At 67.9% G+C, this 17,370-nt stretch carries 16 protein-coding genes; 11 read left to right on the forward strand and 5 right to left on the reverse strand.

The window, feature by feature from the left end; all coding sequences use genetic code 11:
* The first annotated feature begins 63 nt into the window (after positions 1-63).
* Positions 64-993, forward strand: coding sequence for an EamA family transporter (locus LTA6_RS05620; RefSeq protein WP_341976568.1), 930 nt, complete (start codon positions 64-66; stop codon positions 991-993).
* A 13-nt stretch (positions 994-1,006) separates the two neighbouring features.
* On the opposite strand, the gene LTA6_RS05625 is transcribed toward LTA6_RS05620, so the two are convergent.
* Entirely contained in the window at positions 1,007-2,434 is a 1,428-nt protein-coding gene (locus LTA6_RS05625; RefSeq protein WP_341976569.1) for a mechanosensitive ion channel family protein, read from the reverse strand.
* 1 nt (position 2,435) lies between these two features.
* Complete coding sequence (locus LTA6_RS05630) at positions 2,436-4,595, reverse strand: adenylate/guanylate cyclase domain-containing protein (protein WP_341976570.1); 2,160 nt, start codon at positions 4,593-4,595, stop codon at positions 2,436-2,438.
* Positions 4,596-4,775: 180 nt separating this feature from the next.
* Here LTA6_RS05630 and LTA6_RS05635 point away from each other — a divergent pair, with 180 nt between their 5' ends.
* Positions 4,776-5,483 carry a Pr6Pr family membrane protein gene (locus tag LTA6_RS05635; protein ID WP_341976571.1) on the forward strand — a complete coding sequence of 236 codons (708 nt, stop codon included), beginning with the start codon at positions 4,776-4,778 and terminating at the stop codon, positions 5,481-5,483.
* On the opposite strand, the gene LTA6_RS05640 is transcribed toward LTA6_RS05635, so the two are convergent.
* Positions 5,410-6,189: an alpha/beta fold hydrolase gene (locus tag LTA6_RS05640; RefSeq protein WP_341976572.1), complete on the reverse strand. Its 780-nt coding sequence runs from the start codon at positions 6,187-6,189 to the stop codon at positions 5,410-5,412. The genes LTA6_RS05635 and LTA6_RS05640 overlap by 74 nt on opposite strands.
* Positions 6,186-6,713: a PadR family transcriptional regulator gene (locus LTA6_RS05645; protein WP_341976573.1), complete on the reverse strand. Its 528-nt coding sequence runs from the start codon at positions 6,711-6,713 to the stop codon at positions 6,186-6,188. The genes LTA6_RS05640 and LTA6_RS05645 overlap by 4 nt, the downstream gene beginning before the upstream one ends.
* Positions 6,714-6,890: 177 nt before the next feature.
* Here LTA6_RS05645 and LTA6_RS05650 point away from each other — a divergent pair, with 177 nt between their 5' ends.
* The 9 genes from LTA6_RS05650 to manA all read left to right on the forward strand — a co-directional run bounded on the left by LTA6_RS05650 (position 6,891) and on the right by manA (position 15,696).
* Positions 6,891-7,991: an AAA family ATPase gene (locus tag LTA6_RS05650; protein WP_341976574.1), complete on the forward strand. Its 1,101-nt coding sequence runs from the start codon at positions 6,891-6,893 to the stop codon at positions 7,989-7,991.
* An 11-nt stretch (positions 7,992-8,002) separates the two neighbouring features.
* Positions 8,003-8,908 (forward strand): DUF58 domain-containing protein, encoded by a 906-nt coding sequence (locus LTA6_RS05655; protein ID WP_341976575.1) that lies wholly within the window; start codon positions 8,003-8,005, stop codon positions 8,906-8,908.
* Positions 8,895-9,386: a hypothetical protein gene (locus tag LTA6_RS05660; protein ID WP_341976576.1), complete on the forward strand. Its 492-nt coding sequence runs from the start codon at positions 8,895-8,897 to the stop codon at positions 9,384-9,386. Before LTA6_RS05655 ends, LTA6_RS05660 begins: the two co-directional genes overlap by 14 nt.
* Positions 9,377-10,363 carry a VWA domain-containing protein gene (locus LTA6_RS05665; RefSeq protein ID WP_407358889.1) on the forward strand — a complete coding sequence of 329 codons (987 nt, stop codon included), beginning with the start codon at positions 9,377-9,379 and terminating at the stop codon, positions 10,361-10,363. The genes LTA6_RS05660 and LTA6_RS05665 overlap by 10 nt, the downstream gene beginning before the upstream one ends.
* Positions 10,360-11,478 (forward strand): VWA domain-containing protein, encoded by a 1,119-nt coding sequence (locus LTA6_RS05670; protein WP_341976578.1) that lies wholly within the window; start codon positions 10,360-10,362, stop codon positions 11,476-11,478. The genes LTA6_RS05665 and LTA6_RS05670 overlap by 4 nt, the downstream gene beginning before the upstream one ends.
* On the forward strand, positions 11,475-12,233 hold the full coding sequence (locus LTA6_RS05675) for a hypothetical protein (RefSeq protein WP_407358890.1): 759 nt from the start codon (positions 11,475-11,477) through the stop codon (positions 12,231-12,233). The genes LTA6_RS05670 and LTA6_RS05675 overlap by 4 nt, the downstream gene beginning before the upstream one ends.
* Positions 12,227-13,336, forward strand: a complete 1,110-nt coding sequence (locus LTA6_RS05680) for a hypothetical protein (RefSeq protein ID WP_407358891.1) — start codon at positions 12,227-12,229, stop codon at positions 13,334-13,336. Before LTA6_RS05675 ends, LTA6_RS05680 begins: the two co-directional genes overlap by 7 nt.
* Positions 13,337-13,603: 267 nt before the next feature.
* Positions 13,604-14,548, forward strand: a complete 945-nt coding sequence (locus LTA6_RS05685; RefSeq protein WP_407358892.1) for an N-acetylglucosamine kinase — start codon at positions 13,604-13,606, stop codon at positions 14,546-14,548.
* A complete protein-coding gene (manA, locus tag LTA6_RS05690; protein WP_407358893.1) occupies positions 14,545-15,696 on the forward strand; it encodes a mannose-6-phosphate isomerase, class I in 1,152 nt (383 codons plus the stop codon). Before LTA6_RS05685 ends, manA begins: the two co-directional genes overlap by 4 nt.
* A 212-nt stretch (positions 15,697-15,908) precedes the next feature.
* On the opposite strand, the gene LTA6_RS05695 is transcribed toward manA, so the two are convergent.
* Entirely contained in the window at positions 15,909-17,354 is a 1,446-nt protein-coding gene (locus LTA6_RS05695) for a DUF222 domain-containing protein (RefSeq protein ID WP_407358894.1), read from the reverse strand.
* Positions 17,355-17,370: the final 16 nt, after the last annotated feature.

Below are 17,370 nucleotides of genomic sequence, written 5' to 3' on the forward strand. Positions count from 1 at the left end.
ATGGACGACGGATGGCGTTCCAGCCGGTCGCCCGATGTCGGTGGCCGCTGGGAGTATCGGAAGATGCCAGAAGTCACCGGCCGCACCCCGGCCCTGTCGAGCACCGCCGTCGACAAGTCGCGCGCCCCGCTCGTTCTCGTCGCCGCGCTCGTCACGGTCGTGCTGTGGGCGTCGGCATTCATCGGCATCCGCGGTGCCGGTCCGCACTACGACCCTGGCGCCTTGGCGCTGCTGCGGATGGCCGTCGGCTCCGTCGCGCTGGGGATCATCGCCCTGCGGCACGGCATCCGCATGCCCGAGCGCCGCCACTGGCTGCTCGTGGTCGTCTGGGGCGTCGGATGGTTCTGCGTCTACAACCTGGCGCTCAACAGCGCAGAGCTCACGCTCGATGCCGGCACCGCGGCGATGGTCGTGAATCTCGCGCCTCTCATGGTCGTCGTCTTCAGTGGCCTGTTCCTGCGCGAGGGCTTCCCCAAGCCGCTGCTGATCGGGGCGCCGATCGCCTTCCTCGGTGTGGTGCTGATCGGCATGAACTCCTCGACGAGCGCCGGTCTCGACATCACCGGTCTGCTGCTCGCCCTGCTCGCGGCCGTGATGTACGCGGGCTGCACGCTGGTGCAGAAGCATCTGCTCACCTCGGGGGTCGACGCGACGACGCTGACGTGGCTCGGAGCGATCGTCGGCACCATCGCACTGCTCCCGTGGGTGGGCCGCCTCGTCAGCGACCTGCAGACGGCGCCGCTCGATGCCACCCTGTGGGTCGTCTACCTGGGTATCTTCCCCACCGCGATCGCCTTCACGACCTGGGCCTATGTTCTGCAGCGCAGCACCGCGGGGCAGACCTCGGCGACGACGTATGTGGTGCCCGCGATCGCGATCCTGATGTCGTGGATGATCCTCGGCGAAGTCCCCACGCTGATGATGTTCATCGGCGGAGCGCTCTGCCTGCTGGGCGTTCTCGTCACGCGGATGCGACGGCGCGCTCGAACCTGACCGCGCGCGGCGTTCAGCGCGAGGAGAGCGTGTTCGCCGAGACCCCGGAGCGCGCCAGAGCCTCCTCCGCCTGCGACCGCTTCAGTTCGAGCGACGCCCCGATCTCCGCGGCGAGCCGTGGTCGCACGCGCACGAGGTCGTCCACGACGGCGAGTGGCAGCACCAGTACCGTGAGGATCTCGCTCGCGGTCGTCACGACCCTGGTGCGCTCGCGGGTGAGCGCACTCTGACCGATGAGCTCGCCGGGCTCGCTGACGCCGACATCGATGCGTGCGTCGCCGATCTCCACGCGCAGTGACGCACGTCCCGAGACGATGATCCGCACCTCGTCGGGAACGACTCCCGACGGCAGCACGACCTCCGCGACGCCGTAGCGCTCGAGCCTGGCCCCCTCGAGAACCCCCTCGCGATCCTCGTCACGCAGGTGCAGCGTGGGACCGACGGCATCCAGAGCCTGGGCCAGTCGAGCCGGATCGGCGACCGGGTCGGTGGCATCCCCATCCAGGGCGAGCCCCCGGCGCCGCGCCGCGTACCAGAGCCAGGAGAGGTACACGGTCATCGCCTGTGAAGCGTCGGGCGGTGCGGTGACCGGAACGGAGACCGTGTATGCCGCAGCACCCGAGTACTCGACGCTGGCCCGCTCGCCGACCGCTCGCATCGGCAGCCCGTCGGCGAGTTCGACCAGCAGCGACATCACCTCGTGCGGAGGGTCATCCGTGGAGAACTTCAACGACGCCGTCGCCCAGTACGGTCCTGCCGGTTCGCTCATGTTCGTGAACGAGGCACCGGACAGGGTCGCGTTGGGCACGATCTGGATGCCGCCACCGGTCTCGATGTGCACGGCGCGCCAGTTCACCTCGACCACCCGGCCTTTGACACCGCCGGTGTCGAGCCAGTCCCCGATCTTGAAAGGCTGTTCGAACAGGAGGAGGAGCCCGGAGATCACACCGCCGACGGCATTCTGAAGCGCCAGACCGATGACGAGCGACCCGACGCCGAGGGCGGCGAAGAGGCCTCCGACGTCGGCACCCCAGACCCAGGAGAACAGGATGGCGAGACCCACCACGACGAGGATGAGGCGGGCGATCTCGACGAAGATCGTCGGAATGCGCTGCCGCCAGGTGCCCACTCGCGCGTTGGCGAAGAGGGCGACGTTGAAGGATGACAGCACGAGCAGGATCACCAGGAACCCGAACACCGTCGCGACGACCCTGACCCAGACGGCGTCGGCCGGGGACTGGATCGCGAAGGCGAGCAGCGCGAAGAGGGCGCCGACCGGGACCACCCAGTTGCGCATGAGCGTCAGCGGACCTGCGAGCGGATGCTGACGACGACTGAGGAATCCGATCAGCTCGGTCAGGACGACGAGCAGGGCCGGAACCCCCACGGCGAGTGCGATCACCCACCAGCCCCAGCCGTCCGCGAACGCCTCCTCGAGCATCTCAGGCCACCTTCCAGACGGTCTCGGTGCGTCCCTGAGACTCGACGGTCCCCGCCTCGACGTAGGTGTAGCCCTCGCGGGTGCGGTCGTACACGGTCTGACTGACGTAGACCCCCGGCTCACCGGTCACCGATCTGACCCGGTAGGCCAGGCTCACGGCATCCCCCCACAGGTCGTAGGCGAGACTCGTGCGGCCGACGAGGCCGCTGGTGACGGTGCCGGTGTCGACGCCGGCGCGCAATCCGATCGACGTGCCGTTCTGCGCGTTGAACCGCTCGATCACGTCGACCAGGCTTCTCGCGAACTCCACGCTGCGGCGCACGTTGTCGACGCGCGGAACGGAAAGACCCGAGGACGCCAGGTAGCCGCCGCGGAGGGTGCGGACTTTCTCGACGCCGGTCTTCTGCGCTGCTTCATCGAATCCGCGCATGAGCGCGTTCAAGTAGCCGATCTCCTCTTCGCCGTTGAGATTGCTGGCGAGTTCGTCGAATCCGGTGAGCTCTGCGAAGACGACCGATACGTTCTCGTGCGCCTCGGCGATGGCCTCGTCGCCCTGCTTGTACCGTGCGGCGACGCTCTCGGGCATCAGGGTGTGCAGCAGCTTCTCGTTCTCGATGCGCTGCTCGTCGATGAGTTCTTGTTTGATCCGCAGGCTCGACGCCATGTCGTTGAAGGCGTTGCCGAGGTCGCCGAACTCGTCTCGTGACCCCTGCGGAACCTGCACCGCGAGATCACCGGCGGCCACGCGACGCACCGCCTCGACGAGTCGGTGGATCGGCCTCGTGAACACCTGGGCGAGCACCAGCGAGAGCAGCGAGACTCCGAGGAGGATGCCGAGCAGGGACAGCAGCACATTGCGGGTGAAATCGGCGACCGGCGCGAACGCCTCAGCGGTGTCGATGCGCGCGATGATCACCCAGTCGAGGCCTTCGATCTCCAGCGGGGCATAGGCGGTGACGCTGTCGCCGCCGATGTAATCGCGCCCCACGATCGTTCCGCTGCGTCCGGCCTGGGCCTCCTGCACCGCCGTCGTCTGCACGGGCTGCAGAAGAACCGTCCCCTTGACCTCGCCGATGCGCTCCGCGATCGTCGGGGCGATCCCGCCGGCGATGAGCCGTTTGACGTAGGCCTCCGGGTCTTCCTCGAGGCGGCGGGAGGTGCTGCGCATGAGATCGTCACGACCGACCAGGTAGACCTCTCCGGTGTCGCCGAGTCCCTGGCTCTTCCACCCCTCGTTGCCGGTCATCACGTTGTTGACGGCATCGAGGGAGACCTGGAAGGCGATGGCACCCGTGATGCCGCTGTCGTTGCCGACCGGGGAGATCACCCACATCGTGGGCATGTTCATGGAGGGGATCCACCGCATGAAGTCGGTGATGCCGAGCGCGTCGACCGAGTTCGTCGCGATGGTGTCGCGATAGGTCTGGGCGAAGGCGGTGTCGCGGTACGGACCGGTGTTGAGATTCGTGCCGAGGTCGACGCCCTTGTACGCCGAGAAGACGACGTCTCCCTCGAGGTTGAGCAGCAGAGCATCTTCGTAACCGGCCTCCTCGATCAACCGTGAGAAGTAGTCGCCGTAGCGCTCGGCCCCCGCGGAATAGGACGATCCGTCGCCGGAGTCATTCGCGCGCAGCAGGGTGTCGTAGTCCGCGTCGAAGTCGAGGTTGCGCGTCGTGTACTGGAGCTGGAGGTAGCGGCCGGCATTCGACTCGGGGATGAATGCCTCGGTCCCGTACTCTTCGCCGGTGCGATCCTCGAGCGCGGGAACGAAGGTGTTCGAGTAGTACGCCTCGAGCTGGTCCTGCTGCTCATCGGTGATCACCGTCTGCTGCAGCTCGTCGAAGGCCGCGTTCAACGTCGTCGAAAGCGTCTGTGCGCTGAGGTTTCGCGAGTGCAGCGATGCCGCCTCTTTGGCGTCATCGACTGCCTCGAGCACTTCGGAGGCGCGCATGGACCGGATCGTGATGAGCTGGTCGATGGCCGCGTCATGCAGCGCCTGACGCCCGTTGACGAAGCCGACGGCGCCGATGACGATCGACGACAGCAGGCTCACCGCAAGCAGCATGATGAGGAGCTTCGACTGGATGCTGAGCCCGCCGCGCCGGCGCCGCACCCTGTCTCCGATGCCTGTGCCGATCATTCCCGTGCCGGTGTCGCTCATGTACCCTCCGCTGTGCCTGACCCGCCCGATGTCTCCCCGCCCCGGCCCCCAGGTCAGACACTAGCCACATATCGGCGTGCCAGCCACGAAACGGGGCGGATCGGCCCTGCCCCCGGCCTCCAACCCGCCGAAGCCGCGCGGCTCGGCAGAGCGGTCGGTATTCTGACGCGCGGAGGAAACATGACGACCTGGTGGCCCTACGCACGATTCGCAGCATCCGCACTCGCACTCGCCGCGATCATCGCGCAGCTGTCCCGCTCACTTCAGAACGCCCTCGCTGCAACGACCGACTGGGGTGGGCATCTGCTCACCGTCGGCACGAACTTCCTCAGTTTCTTCACGATCGAGTCGAACCTCCTGGCGGCGATCGTGCTGGCCATCGGCGGCATCTGGGCGCTGCGCCATCGAGGCGACACGGATTCCGAGCCGCAGTGGTTCGCGGTGCTGCTCGTCTGTGTGAGCACGTACATGATCGTGACCGGCATCGTCTACAACCTGCTGCTCAGGAATGTGGAACTGCCCCAGGGCGTGACCGTCGTCTGGGCGAACGAGGTGCTGCACGTCGTCATCCCGCTGTTCCTGCTCGCCGATGTGCTGTTCGCGCCGCGGCGCCGCATGGTCGGCTGGAGCACGGTGCTCGTCGCCGCGATCTATCCGATCGTTTGGGTCGTGTACACACTCGTCCGCGCGAACCTCATCGTCGCTCCGGCGACGGGAGAAGTCTGGTGGTATCCGTATCCGTTCCTGAATCCGCACTCCGTCCCGGGAGGGTACCTGGGTGTCAGCGGCTACGTCGTCGGCATCGCGGCAGCCATCATCGCCGTCGCCTGCTTCGTGGTGTGGGTGGGACGACGTCGCGATCGACGAAATCCACGATCGTCCGGGTGAACAGCTCCGGGTCCTGGATGCTCCAGACGTGCGGCATCCGCGGAGCGATCCAGGTGCGCGTCTGCGGCATCGCCGCCGCGAGTGCGGGGAACGCCGCCCGCACACTCTTCGGCTCCCGTTCCCCGGCGATCGCGAGCATCGGCCCGGTGTAGTCGAACCTCCCCGCCGGCATCGATCCGGCGAAGACCTCGCCGTACATGCCGTGCGCCGTCTCCTTGCTCACGCCGGTCCCTGCCGCGATGAACCGCTCTCGGGAGTCCGCCGGAATGCGGAACATCGCGGCCTGCATCCGCCAGAACCAACGCCGTTCCCAGACGGCCAGCTGCAGTTCGGCGACGCGACGCTCGATCCCGCCGAGGCCGAGCATCATCGCCCCGGTCACCATGCAGGAGCGCACGACGTCAGGGTGACGGGCCGCAAGATGCACGCCGATCACTCCGCCCATCGAGAGTCCGACGACGTGCGCGCGTCCGCCGACGGCGCGCTCACGGATGATCGCCGCGATGTCGTCGGCCGCCCCGCCGAGTCCTGGCCAGCGCTCCGCGGCGCGCGTGTCGAAGCCGATCACGTCGGGGGTGATCAGATGCCGGCCTCTGAGGGCCTCGACCTGCGGCTCCCACATCCAGCTGCCGACGTTCCCGCCGTGCAGCAGGATGATCGACTCCCCCGACCGCGGCCCGTGCTCGATCGGGTACTCGGCGTTCATCGGGCCACCTGCGCTTCCAGCATCCGCCGGGTCGAGCGGAGCCAGTCGAGCTCTGCCTCTCCCTGCTGCAGTCCCGAGTCGAGCGTCGCGACACGGAGCAGGGCTTCGAGATCGCCGCTCGGCCGGGGCAGCGCTCGCAGCTGATCGAGTCCGGCGCGCACCATCGTCTCTCGTTCATCGAGGAGCGCGAGGATGCCGTCGACGCCGAGAGGGGCGGCGAAGAAGAGCCGCGCGAGGAACGGCTCCTTGGGCTGCAGGTCCTCCAGCGGAGCGCGAAGCCATCCCGCCAGCTCTGCTCTCCCCGTCTCTGTCAGCGCGTGCACCCGACGATCGGGCCTGCCCTGCTGCGGAATCGTACGGGTGGTGATCGCCCCGTCCGCCTCGAGGCGGTCGAGCGTGCGATAGATCTGCGATTGGTCGGCGTGCCAGAAGTGCGCGACGGAGCGCTCGAAGGCGCGACCGAGGTCGTACCCGCTCTGCGGGGCGAGATCGAGGAGCCCGAGGATGGCATGACGGAGCTGCATGTTTATAGGATTACACATATATAGGACAATGCAAGTATTAAGTGGCTCGTCAGCCCCTCGCAGATGGGGATTTGTGCCCACGGTCGGATGGTTCTCGCACAAACGCCAGCGGTTACGCTGTCTGTCTGGGGGAGATGACTGCATCGCGCCTCCCCTGCGTCAGCGAGGAGACAAATCATGATCGATCCATACCCCGCAGCAGGTGCGGCCTCCGCTCCTCCGCCTCCGCCCGCGCCACCGGCGCCACCGGCACCGCCGACTCCCGCCCCCTCGGTCGCTGCGGGAGCCAAGGCAGCCCCCACGGACTCTGAGATCGCGCGTGCCGGCGACATCCTCAAAATCATCTCCGACGCGTACTCGGCGAAGATGGTGGGTCAGGAACGTCTGCGGATGAGCTTGCTCGTCGCTCTCATCGCCGGCGGCCACATCCTGCTCGAGAGCGTCCCCGGGCTTGCCAAGACGACAGCCGCGAGCACCCTCGCCGACACCGTGAAGGCACAGTTCAAGCGCATCCAGTGCACACCGGACCTGCTGCCCAGCGACATCACCGGAAACCAGATCTACGACGCCGCCACCGGGTCGTTCCGCACGGTCCTCGGCCCCGTGCACGCGAACTTCGTGCTGCTCGATGAGATCAACCGCTCCAGCGCGAAGACGCAGAGCGCGATGCTCGAAGCGATGCAGGAGCACCAGACCACCATCGGCGGTGAGGTGCACCACCTGCCCAAGCCGTTCCTCGTGATCGCCACGCAGAACCCGATCGAGCAAGAGGGCACGTACGAGCTGCCCGAGGCGCAGATGGACCGTTTCCTGCTCAAGGAGATCGTCGAGTACCCGAGCCCGGCTGACGAGCTCGAGATCCTCACCCGCATCGACTCCGGCGTGCTCGACCCCGAGCGGCATGTGACGAGCGCCGTCACCCTCGACGATGTGCACCTGCTGCAGGATGTCGCCAGCCGCATCTACGTCGATCCGGCGATCCGCAACTACATCGTGTCGATCGCGTACGTCACCAGGAACCCCGCGCCGTACATCGGCGAAGAGCGCGCCCGCTACATCAAGTACGGCGCCAGCCCCCGCGCGAGCATCGCGTTCCTGCAGGCGTCCCGCGCTCTTGCTCTGTTGAACGGCCGTGCACACGTGCTCCCCGAGGACATCAGGGAGCTGCGGCACCTCATCCTCCGGCACCGCGTACTCCTCACCTTCGAGGCCGACGCCGAAGGCATCCGCAGCGAGGAGATCATCGACCAGATCTTCGCGGCCGTACCGACCCCCTGACCCTGAGACCCATGGCCAGCCTGATCACCCAGGTGAAGAGCAAGCTCTTCATCCACTCCTCGCGCAAGTCGATGCATGCGTTGGACGGCGCCTATGCGTCGCTGCTGCACGGCCGCAGCCTCGACTTCGAGGATCTGCGCAAGTACGAGTACGGCGATCAGGTGCGCGACATCGACTGGCGGGCGACGGCCAAGCAGGGCACGCCCCTGGTGAAGCGTCATCGAGCGTTGCGGATGCACACGGTGCTGTTCATCGTGGACACCGGCCGTTCCATGCAGGCGTTGGCATATGACGAGAAACCCATGAAGGACCTCGCCATCATCGCGACCGGCGCCCTGGGCGTGCTGGCCCTCCGACATGGCGACGACTTCACCGTGGTCTACGGCGATGCCGGTGGGGTACGGCGGCGCGCTCCCGGGCGCAGCGAGGGTGCACTCGAACATGCCCTGCGCACGATCGACACCGCGATCCGCGAGAGCGCGGCACCCAGCGCCCGAGACGACCTGCTCTCGTTCGTGACCCGCACGATCTCCCGGCGGATGATCGTGGTCGTAGTGACGGACGAAGCACCGATCACGGATGAGACGGAGCGCACGCTTCGCCGGATGCGCGTGCAGCACGACGTGCTGTGGCTCACGCTCCGTGACGCCGACCCGGTTCTCGACCATGCCACCGGACGCATACGTTCCGATGTGGACAGCCGTTGGGAGGTTCCCGACTTCGTGCAGGGCGACCTCGACATCGTGCGGGAGCTCACCGCGCAGAGCGAGGCGGATGCTGCGCGCCTGGTTGAGGTGCTGAAACGTCTCGAGATCAGCCATGCCTCCCTGGACGGGCAGGACGACGCCGTGCCGCAGTTGCTGCGGCTGCTGGCATCGCGATCAGGATCCGTGCGGGGTGCCAATGCCCGGCTCTGACGAGTTCTACCCTCCCGGCCAGTACGGCTGGGGATGGATGCTGCTCGCGATCGGCGTCCTCGCGCTGCTGGTTCTCGCCGCCTGGCTGGTGATCTTCCTCACTCGGCCGCGCCGCAGCGTCACGATCGCCGGGGCCACCGATACTCCTCCGCTGCTGACGGTCGACGTCCTCTCCCAGCTGCGCGTCGAGTACTTCGATCGCATCCAGCGGATCGAGACCGACTATCGCGAGGGACGCCTGTCGGCGCGGCACGCGAATCTCGAACTCAGTCGAGTGGTGCGCACCTTCGTGAACGAGTACAGCGGCCTCGAAGCACCGGTGCTCGCCCTCGACGACCTCATCGCCCGCGGCGTGCACCCCGCACTCATCGACGCGATGGGCCGGCACTACTACCCGAGCATCTTCCGCCAGGGCCCGGCAATCGATCCCCTCGCCGGCGCCGAGGCGGCACGGACGGTGGTGCGCACATGGCACTAGCGAACTTCTGGATGATCATCGTCGCGATCGCGGTCATCGTCGTGGCCATCGCGATCGGACTCGTGCTCGGCCTGCGCCGCGGTTCGCGTGGTGGCACCGAGGAGACGGCCCGGATCGCCCGCGCGGAGCGACTGCGCGCGCTGCCGACCTATCGGCAGGCGCTCCGCCGCCGCGTGCTCGCGCTCTCGGGGATCCTGATCCTCGGCACGATCGCAACGGTCGCCGCCGGGGTCGTGGCCGCGCGCCCCATGTCGTCGCAGACGATCCAGCCCGTGAACACCAGCCGCGACATCATGCTCTGCCTCGACGTCTCCGGCTCGATGAGCGAGGTCGACGTCGAGGTGCTCTCCGTCTTCGAAGAGCTGCTCGCGGACTTCGAGGGCGAGCGCATCGGACTCACGATCTTCAACAGCTCGCCGGTGCAGATCTTCCCCCTCACCGACGACTACGACTTCATCCGTGATCACCTCGCAGACATCCGCGAGAGCTTCGACTACATCGACGAAGTGCCGGAGCACTGGGTCGGCACGCTCAACGGTGCCGGAGCTTCCCTCATCGGCGACGGCCTCGCCGCGTGCGCGCTGGGCTTCGACCACCCCGACCAGGAGCGCTCGCGCTCGGTCATCCTGGCCACCGATAACGAGGTGAACGGAGCTTCCATCGTCACCCTCGAAGAAGCGGCTGCGTACGCCAAGTCGAAAGGCGTGCGGGTCTTCGGCCTGAATCCGGTGCAGGGAAAGGATGCCGAAGTCAGCGCTCAATTGACGGAGGCCGCCGAGATGACGGGCGGCACCGCGTACGGGCTGCGCGACACGACGACCGTCGCCGACATCGTCGCTCAGGTGCAGGAGCAGGAGGCGACCGAGCTGCGCGGTCAGGCCCAGGTGGTGTGGACCGACACCCCGAACCTCTGGATCGTGGTGCTCATGATCGCTGCGCTGTCGTTCATCGTGATGCTGTGGAGGGTGCGACTGTGATCTTCCAGCCTGTTCTGCATCCGCTGCTGCTCCTGCTGCTGTGCGCCCCTGTCGCCGCTGTCGCGGTGATGGCCATGGTGCGTTCCAAGGACAAGGCTCTCTGGGCGCTGCGTCTCGTGCTGCTGCTCGCCTGCTTCGTGATGTTCCTGCGCCCAGGGATCCCGGGCGGCGCGACCCAGACTCTCGCCACCGACACCGACATCGTGCTGGTCGTCGACACCACGGCGAGCATCGTCGCCGAGGACTGGAATGGCGAAGAGCCGCGCCTGGACGGCGTGCGCGACGACATCCAGGCGATCGTCGACGAGTACCCCGGTGCGCGCTTCGCCCTGATCACCTTCGATGCGTCGGCGCAGCTGCGGTTGCCGTTGACCACCGACACCACGGCGCTCATCTCGTCGCTGGAGGTTCTCCGGCCGGAGGTTACCAGTCAGTCCCGCGGCAGCTCGATCGGCATCGCCAATCGGCTCCTCGCCGACACGCTGAAGGGGGCATCCGAACGCGCGTCCGACCGGTCGCGGATGGTGTTCTACTTCGGCGACGGCGAGCAGACGGCCAACTCCTCTCCCGAATCCTTCCGGTCCAGCGCGAAGTATGCCGATGCCGGCATGGTCTTCGGCTACGGCACCACCGAGGGCGGACCGATGAGATTGACCACCGGTTCGGTCGGCGACGGCGACGCGGAGTACATCGAGTACCAGGGCGAGCCCGCGATGTCGGTCATCGACGAGCAGACCCTGCAGACCCTCGCCGGCGAACTGGGGCTCGAGTACCAGCACCGCACGGCGGATGCCGAGCCGGAGCTGCCAGAGGCACCGACGACCACGACCAGCTACTCCGAGTCCGGCTCGGTCGGCAACGTCATCGAGCTGTACTGGATCGCCGCCCTTGCCGTCGTCGCCCTCCTCGGCTTCGAGTTGGCACGCGCGACGATGCTGATCGCCCGGCTCCGGCAGCAGGGCGCGCCGGCGTCGACGTCAGATGCGGGCGTTTCGTCTCGCTCCGCTCGCTCGACGACCAGCGAGTCCACCCCCCGGTCGTTGAGCGACGAGCGCAGCGAGGAGACGAAACGCGCCTCTCCGGCGTCGACGCCGAATGAGGGAGGTGCCTCATGACCGGGACCTCCCACGCCGAGGCGGCATCCGCCCTCCTGGCATCGAATCGCCGGCGCCGGCGCATCCGGTTCTGGATCGCGATCGGCACCCTCCCGCTCACGCTCGCCGCCCTGCTGTTCGTCGGCAAGCTGCTGAGCATGTACGCATTCGCGCACCAGTCGATCACCTCCTATGTGGTCGGCGACTATTCGTCGTCGGAGTCCGCTGCCCGCGGCCAGGAGTTCCTGAACTGGTTCGAGCCGTACAAGGCTCCGTACAACGTCGGGACCGCGCTCGGCGCCGCCGAACAGTTGCCGCAGGCGCAGGTGAAGCTCGAGGAGGCACTCCGACTCGCGCAGGGCCTCGAAGTGTGCGCGGTCCGCATCAACCTGGCGCTGGTCGTCGAGCGGAGAGGCGACGCGGCCAGAGCGGAGGGCGACGGTGTCTCGGCGGCCGAGTTCTACGGCGAGGCGCTGACGGTGACGCTGGAGACTCCGGAGGAGTGCAACAGCGAGGACGCGCAGAACCAGTCGCCGGATCCGAATCGCGACATGAGCGAGTCTCTCGAGCAGCTCAAGGATCGTCTGCAGCAGAAGCAGCAGGAGCAGCAGTCACCCGAGGAGCAGGAGCAGCCCGAGGAGCAGCAACCGGAACCGCAGCCCTCGGAGGAGAAACTCGAGGACCTGCAGGAGAAACTGGAGCAGGGCACCGAGGAGCGCGACCAGCAGCAGAACGGCGACGACCCCGGGGGATCGGGAACGGACAGGCCATGGTGACGGATCACGAGAAGCAGCGCGCCCGGTACGTGGCGGGTACCGAGGGCGCTCCGCCGCTGCCTCCGCCCGGCGGCTATGCCGGTGCGCGGCGAGCGCAGCCTCCGTCATGGCCTCTCCCTGCGACACCCGCGCAGCCGACGGTGGTGACCGCCGAGTCCACCACGCAGCCGTCGAGCGCCCTCGGCTGGATCGCCCTGGTCAGTGGCATCCTCTTCGCGCTCATCCTGCTCGGCACCCTCGTCGCCGGCGGCACCGACCTGCTGTACGGCGTGACGATGCTCGCGCTGCAACTCGTCGTCGTGGCCGTCATCATCGCCGCGCTGGTGACGAAGAGAGGACGGATGCTGGGCGCCGTCGCGCTGGCGATCACGCTGGTGCTGAATGTCGCGACTGTCGGCGCGATGAGTGCGGTGCAGACCTCCGCCTCCGGCAACTACGACGGAATGAAGTCCGACGAGCAGAAGCACGAGGAGGCGTACCCGGGGATCAAGGACACCGACCCGGGGGACATCCTCGGTCAGTCCTCGCTGGAAGAGGTGCGCGCCGCGTCGGAGAGCCTCCTCACCGATATCCGCGAGCGCCTCAGTGAGGAGTTCGGGTACACCTGGGTCGAGGCGGGTGCCGAGGATCTCCGTCCCGAACGCAACGGTTACGGTGGCGAATCCATGCTGGTCGAGTTCACCTCCCCCGGCTGGGCGACGAACGAGCCGATCCAGGACTACGACGAGAAGCTCGAGGTGATGGCCGTCATCAACGAGGTCGTCACCGCGCACGGGCTGTGGGAGCTGTACTCGTTCAACGACCCGTCCTCGGGTCTCGAGGCTTCGATGCTCGCGAAGCTCTACGGCACCGACGACCCGCGCACGCAGCACACCTGGGAGTACTACACCGAGAACTACCCGGAGCCGCTGCGGTTCTACGCGAATGTCTATGACCTCTCGAACGACTCCACCGGAGACTTCCTGAAGACCCGTGAGGCTCAGAACACCCGCACCGGCGAGCCCCTCGAGGGATTGCAGATCGCCGTCTTGGCCAGTCAACTGCTCAGCGAGTCCGATCGTGCGGAGTTCGAGAAGAAGCTCGGCGAGTATCCCGGGTTCTGATCGCCGAATGTCGTCGATGGACATTCGGTCGGACATCCCGCACTTCTGAGCCGTCCGAGAGAGCGTGCCCGGCCTCGGAATACCGCTGATTCACAGGCATCTGACGCCCGAGACAACTTCGGACAACGGCCGCCGATCCGGCTCGCGCCGCGGCCCCGGTTGTCTTACGCTGTCATTCGATCAGCCGCCTGCCCCGATTGCGTTCGGGGCCGCAGACGAGAGAATCACGCCGATGCCGCACTCCCCTCACCAGCGGGCCGCACTCCGATGAGCGCGCTCGACCTTCTCGCGATGGATGCGGGGCAGACCGGCACCAAGGTGCGTCTGCGCTGGGACGACGGGACCTCCCGTGACGACCTGCTCCCCGGGGTGCTGACCGATCGCCCGCTGCTGCCGCAGCTGGCCGACATCGCCGAGCGGATCGCGCACGTCGCGGGCGATGCCCCCTCGACACTGGCGATCGGTGTCTCCGGCGTGACCGACGTCCACGCGGAAGCCGAAGGGCTGATCCGTCGGCCTGGCCTCGCCGGCGTGCAGCGGGTGATCGTCGCCCACGACTCGGTGACCTCGTTCCTCGGCGTCCTCGGCGATCGGCACGGAGCGGTTCTCGCCGTCGGCACCGGTGTGGTGACGCTAGGCGTCGGCCCTCGGTCGGCTGTCCGCGTGGACGGCTGGGGCAACATCATGGGCGACGCCGGCAGTGGGTACTGGATCGGACGCGAAGCTCTGGATGCGGTGATGCGCGCGCATGACGGGCGTGGGGCCGCGACCGCTCTCACCGCCGTGGTGCAGGAGCGCTGGCCCGACCTGGAGGCGGCGTACACCCAGTTGCAGGCGGCCCCCGATCGGGTGCGGCTCGTGGCCTCGTTCGCGGCGCCGACTGCCGAGCTCGCGGCGAACGGCGACGCGGTGGCCCTGGCGATCTGCCGCGCCGCCGCGGAGGAGCTGGCGCTCTCGGTCACGTCGGCGCTGCGGTCGACGGATGCTCCCGCGGATGCTCCGGTCGGCGCCATCGGAGGCGTGCTGCAGTCGGATCTCATCCGCGAGGCTTTCGAAGTGAATGTGCGCGCCGTGCGCCCGGAGGTGCGCTTCGTGCCACCGCTGGGCACCGGGCTCGACGGGGCAGCCGCGCTCGCAGACCTCGCGCCGCGGCATCCGCTGCGCGAGCAGTTGGCGCAGGCGGTTCGGACGTCGAGCGAGGTGGCCGCATGAGCGCACTGTTCTGGGAGATCGACAACACGCCCCGCGACTACGCCTGGGGCCAGATCGACGGAGTCGCGCGCGTGCGCGGCACCGCAGGGCATGGGAACCGCGAGGCCGAGCTCTGGCTCGGCGCGCACCCGTCGGCCCCGAGCGTCTTCGTCGGGGGTGCGCCATGGCCGGCGCTCGACGAGTGGGAGCGGGCCAGTGGTGGCCGCCTGCCGTTCCTGCTGAAGATCCTGTGCGCGGCCGAGCCGCTGTCGCTGCAGGCGCATCCCAGCACAGCGCAGGCCCAGGAGGGCTTCGCGCGGGAGAACGAACGCGGCATCCCGCTGGATGCCGCGCATCGCAACTACCGTGACCCGCACGCCAAGCCGGAACTGATCGTGGCATTGCACGACGGCTTCGAGGCGCTGTGCGGATTCCGCGCGGTGGCCGACGTGCAGTCGGATCTTGACGCACTGGCCGCGCTGACCGCATCGGACGAACTGCCGGGGCTGCAGATCTGGCGCGACCTGCTCACGGGGGAAGACGGCATCCGCCGCGCGTTCCTCTGGCTGCTCTCCGGTGACGATGCGATCCCGCCGCTGGTATCGGCTGCGGTTTCCGCCGGTGCGCACGACGCGCGGTTCACCGTGCTCACACCCATCGCCACGGCTCACCCTGGCGACCCGGGCATCCTCGGCGCGCTGATGCTGCAGCACGTGACGCTGCGGGCCGGCGAGGCGCTCTGGCTGCCCGCGGGCAACATCCACGCGTACCTGCTCGGCGCGGGGATCGAGTTGATGGGCCCGAGCGACAACGTTCTGCGCGGCGGTCTCACGCCGAAGCACATCGACACCGAAGAGCTCGGGCGGGTGCTGGATGCCCGCGAGGGCGGCGACCCACGGCTCGTTCCGGAGGAACGGGGTGACGGCGTGCGCCGGTTCTACCCCGGTGGAGATGAGGGCAATCCCGGGTTCGAGCTCTATGCGAGCGAGGGTTCCGGTGAGATCAGCATCCCCGGTCCGGGCATCGCGCTGGTGACGGATGGTTCCTTCACCCTCGAATCCGAAGGGGAGCACATCGAGGTTCCTCGTGGTCGAGCCGTGTTCATCGCGCGCAGTGCGGCGATCCGCGTCGAGGGTGCAGGCCGGCTGTTCCTCGCGACCGGGGCCTGAGGCCGGATAACTGAGCGGTTGCTCGAGTCGGACACCTGGGAGCGGGCGCCGGGCCAAGCACCCGCGCCGAACCGACCGAGCCGTTGAGACGCTGCGACGCTGCGACGCTGCGACACTGCGACGCTGCGACGACACTGCGACGAGTCAATCAACCGCGTCGCTCGACGACCGCCGCGCATGACATCCGCGGTCGGTCACGCGCCGCGACGAGATCACCGAGATGTCATCGCTGAGACTCGGAGCGGCGTCCGTGTGGAGCGCGGGGTGCGCCACGCCCGGTCGGGGTCCCACCACGCGGGTCCACGGATCTGGGGCACACCGTTCGCCATGCGGATCTCCCACCCGGAGTGGTCGAGAGATCGGTGATGCCACCAGCACAACGGGACGCCGTTGTCGGTGTGCGTCGGGCCACCGCGGGCGTGTTCGGTCACGTGGTGGATCTCGCACCAGGATGCGGAAACATGGCATCCCGGGATGAGGCACTCCTTGTCACGGGCGATGATCGCGCGCCGCTGATGGACGGTGAAAACCCGGTCGATGACGGTGATCCCGATGATGCGGCCTTCGTCGAACAGCACCCGCTGGATGGTGCCGGTGCAACCCGTGTGCGCGGCGACGCTGAGCGGAACGGAGGTGTCGCCGCCGGGGATGGTGGCCCATCCGGTGCCGGCGGCGTAGTCCTTGGCGTCGACGTGCACGACGAGCGTCGGGGCAGCACCGGCCAGCGTCGGCATGTCGTGGTGGCGAGCGGCGATCCCGAGCGCTGCGGCGAGCGCGTCGTGGCGCTTCTGCCCGGCCGTACGAGGTTCGATGACGTTCCGCGGGTCGGCATTGAACGGATCCTCGTCGGCGTCGTCGCCGAGCGCCTCCTCGGTGGGCCGGAACGCGACACCAGGTGCGGGTGCCCCACCCACCTTCGGATTGCTCTGCGCGTCCATGATCAATTGCAGTTGCGCGGCGGTATCGGGAAGGATGTCCCCGCGGAGCGGGTGCACCCCGTTGCGGATACGACCGATGGTCAGATACCTCTGGTGCTGGGCGTCGCGGTCGGTGGGCTCGGCCCCATCGGGGTCGAGCACCATCGCAAGGTACTGCGAGGCCTGCCGGAGATCGTCAGGTGTGGCCGGCGGTGCCAGGTCCTGTGGTTCGGAACCCGCGTCAGACGCTTCTGCGCTGAAACCCCGGGCGTACCCGGCGAGGTGCGTGTCGGCGCGAAGCCTGTCCTCTACCCCGATCCGATCGGCTGCCTGATCGAGTGCCCCGGTCGCGGCCAGCAACCCCGCGACACCGATTCCGCCGTCCAGCATCGCATCGCGCAGCGCGGGCCACCGAGCCGGCAGACGCTCACCGGACACAAGGCTGATCTCGCGCTCCACCGCCCTTGCAGCCTTCACGACGCGGCTCGCTCCCGAGGCATCGGTGAGGAGCGCACGCTGGAGAAGCTCGTTCATGCTGCGGCATCCGAATGCGTCTTCGAACCCGGGTTCGACCGACGACACCGTCTCCACGACCACCGCTTCCAGGAGCCGCAGCGCCTCGCCGGCTCTGCGGAGAACGGCCAGCTTCTCGGCATCCGACAGCCCCACGATGGAGTCCGCGCGCACCAGCCCGCTGAGGTCGGAGACGACCTCTTCCAGGACTTCGTCTGGGCTGTTCATACCTCCCATTCAACAC

Source organism: Microbacterium sp. LTA6, assembly GCF_045690355.1.
Lineage (GTDB): Bacteria > Actinomycetota > Actinomycetes > Actinomycetales > Microbacteriaceae > Microbacterium.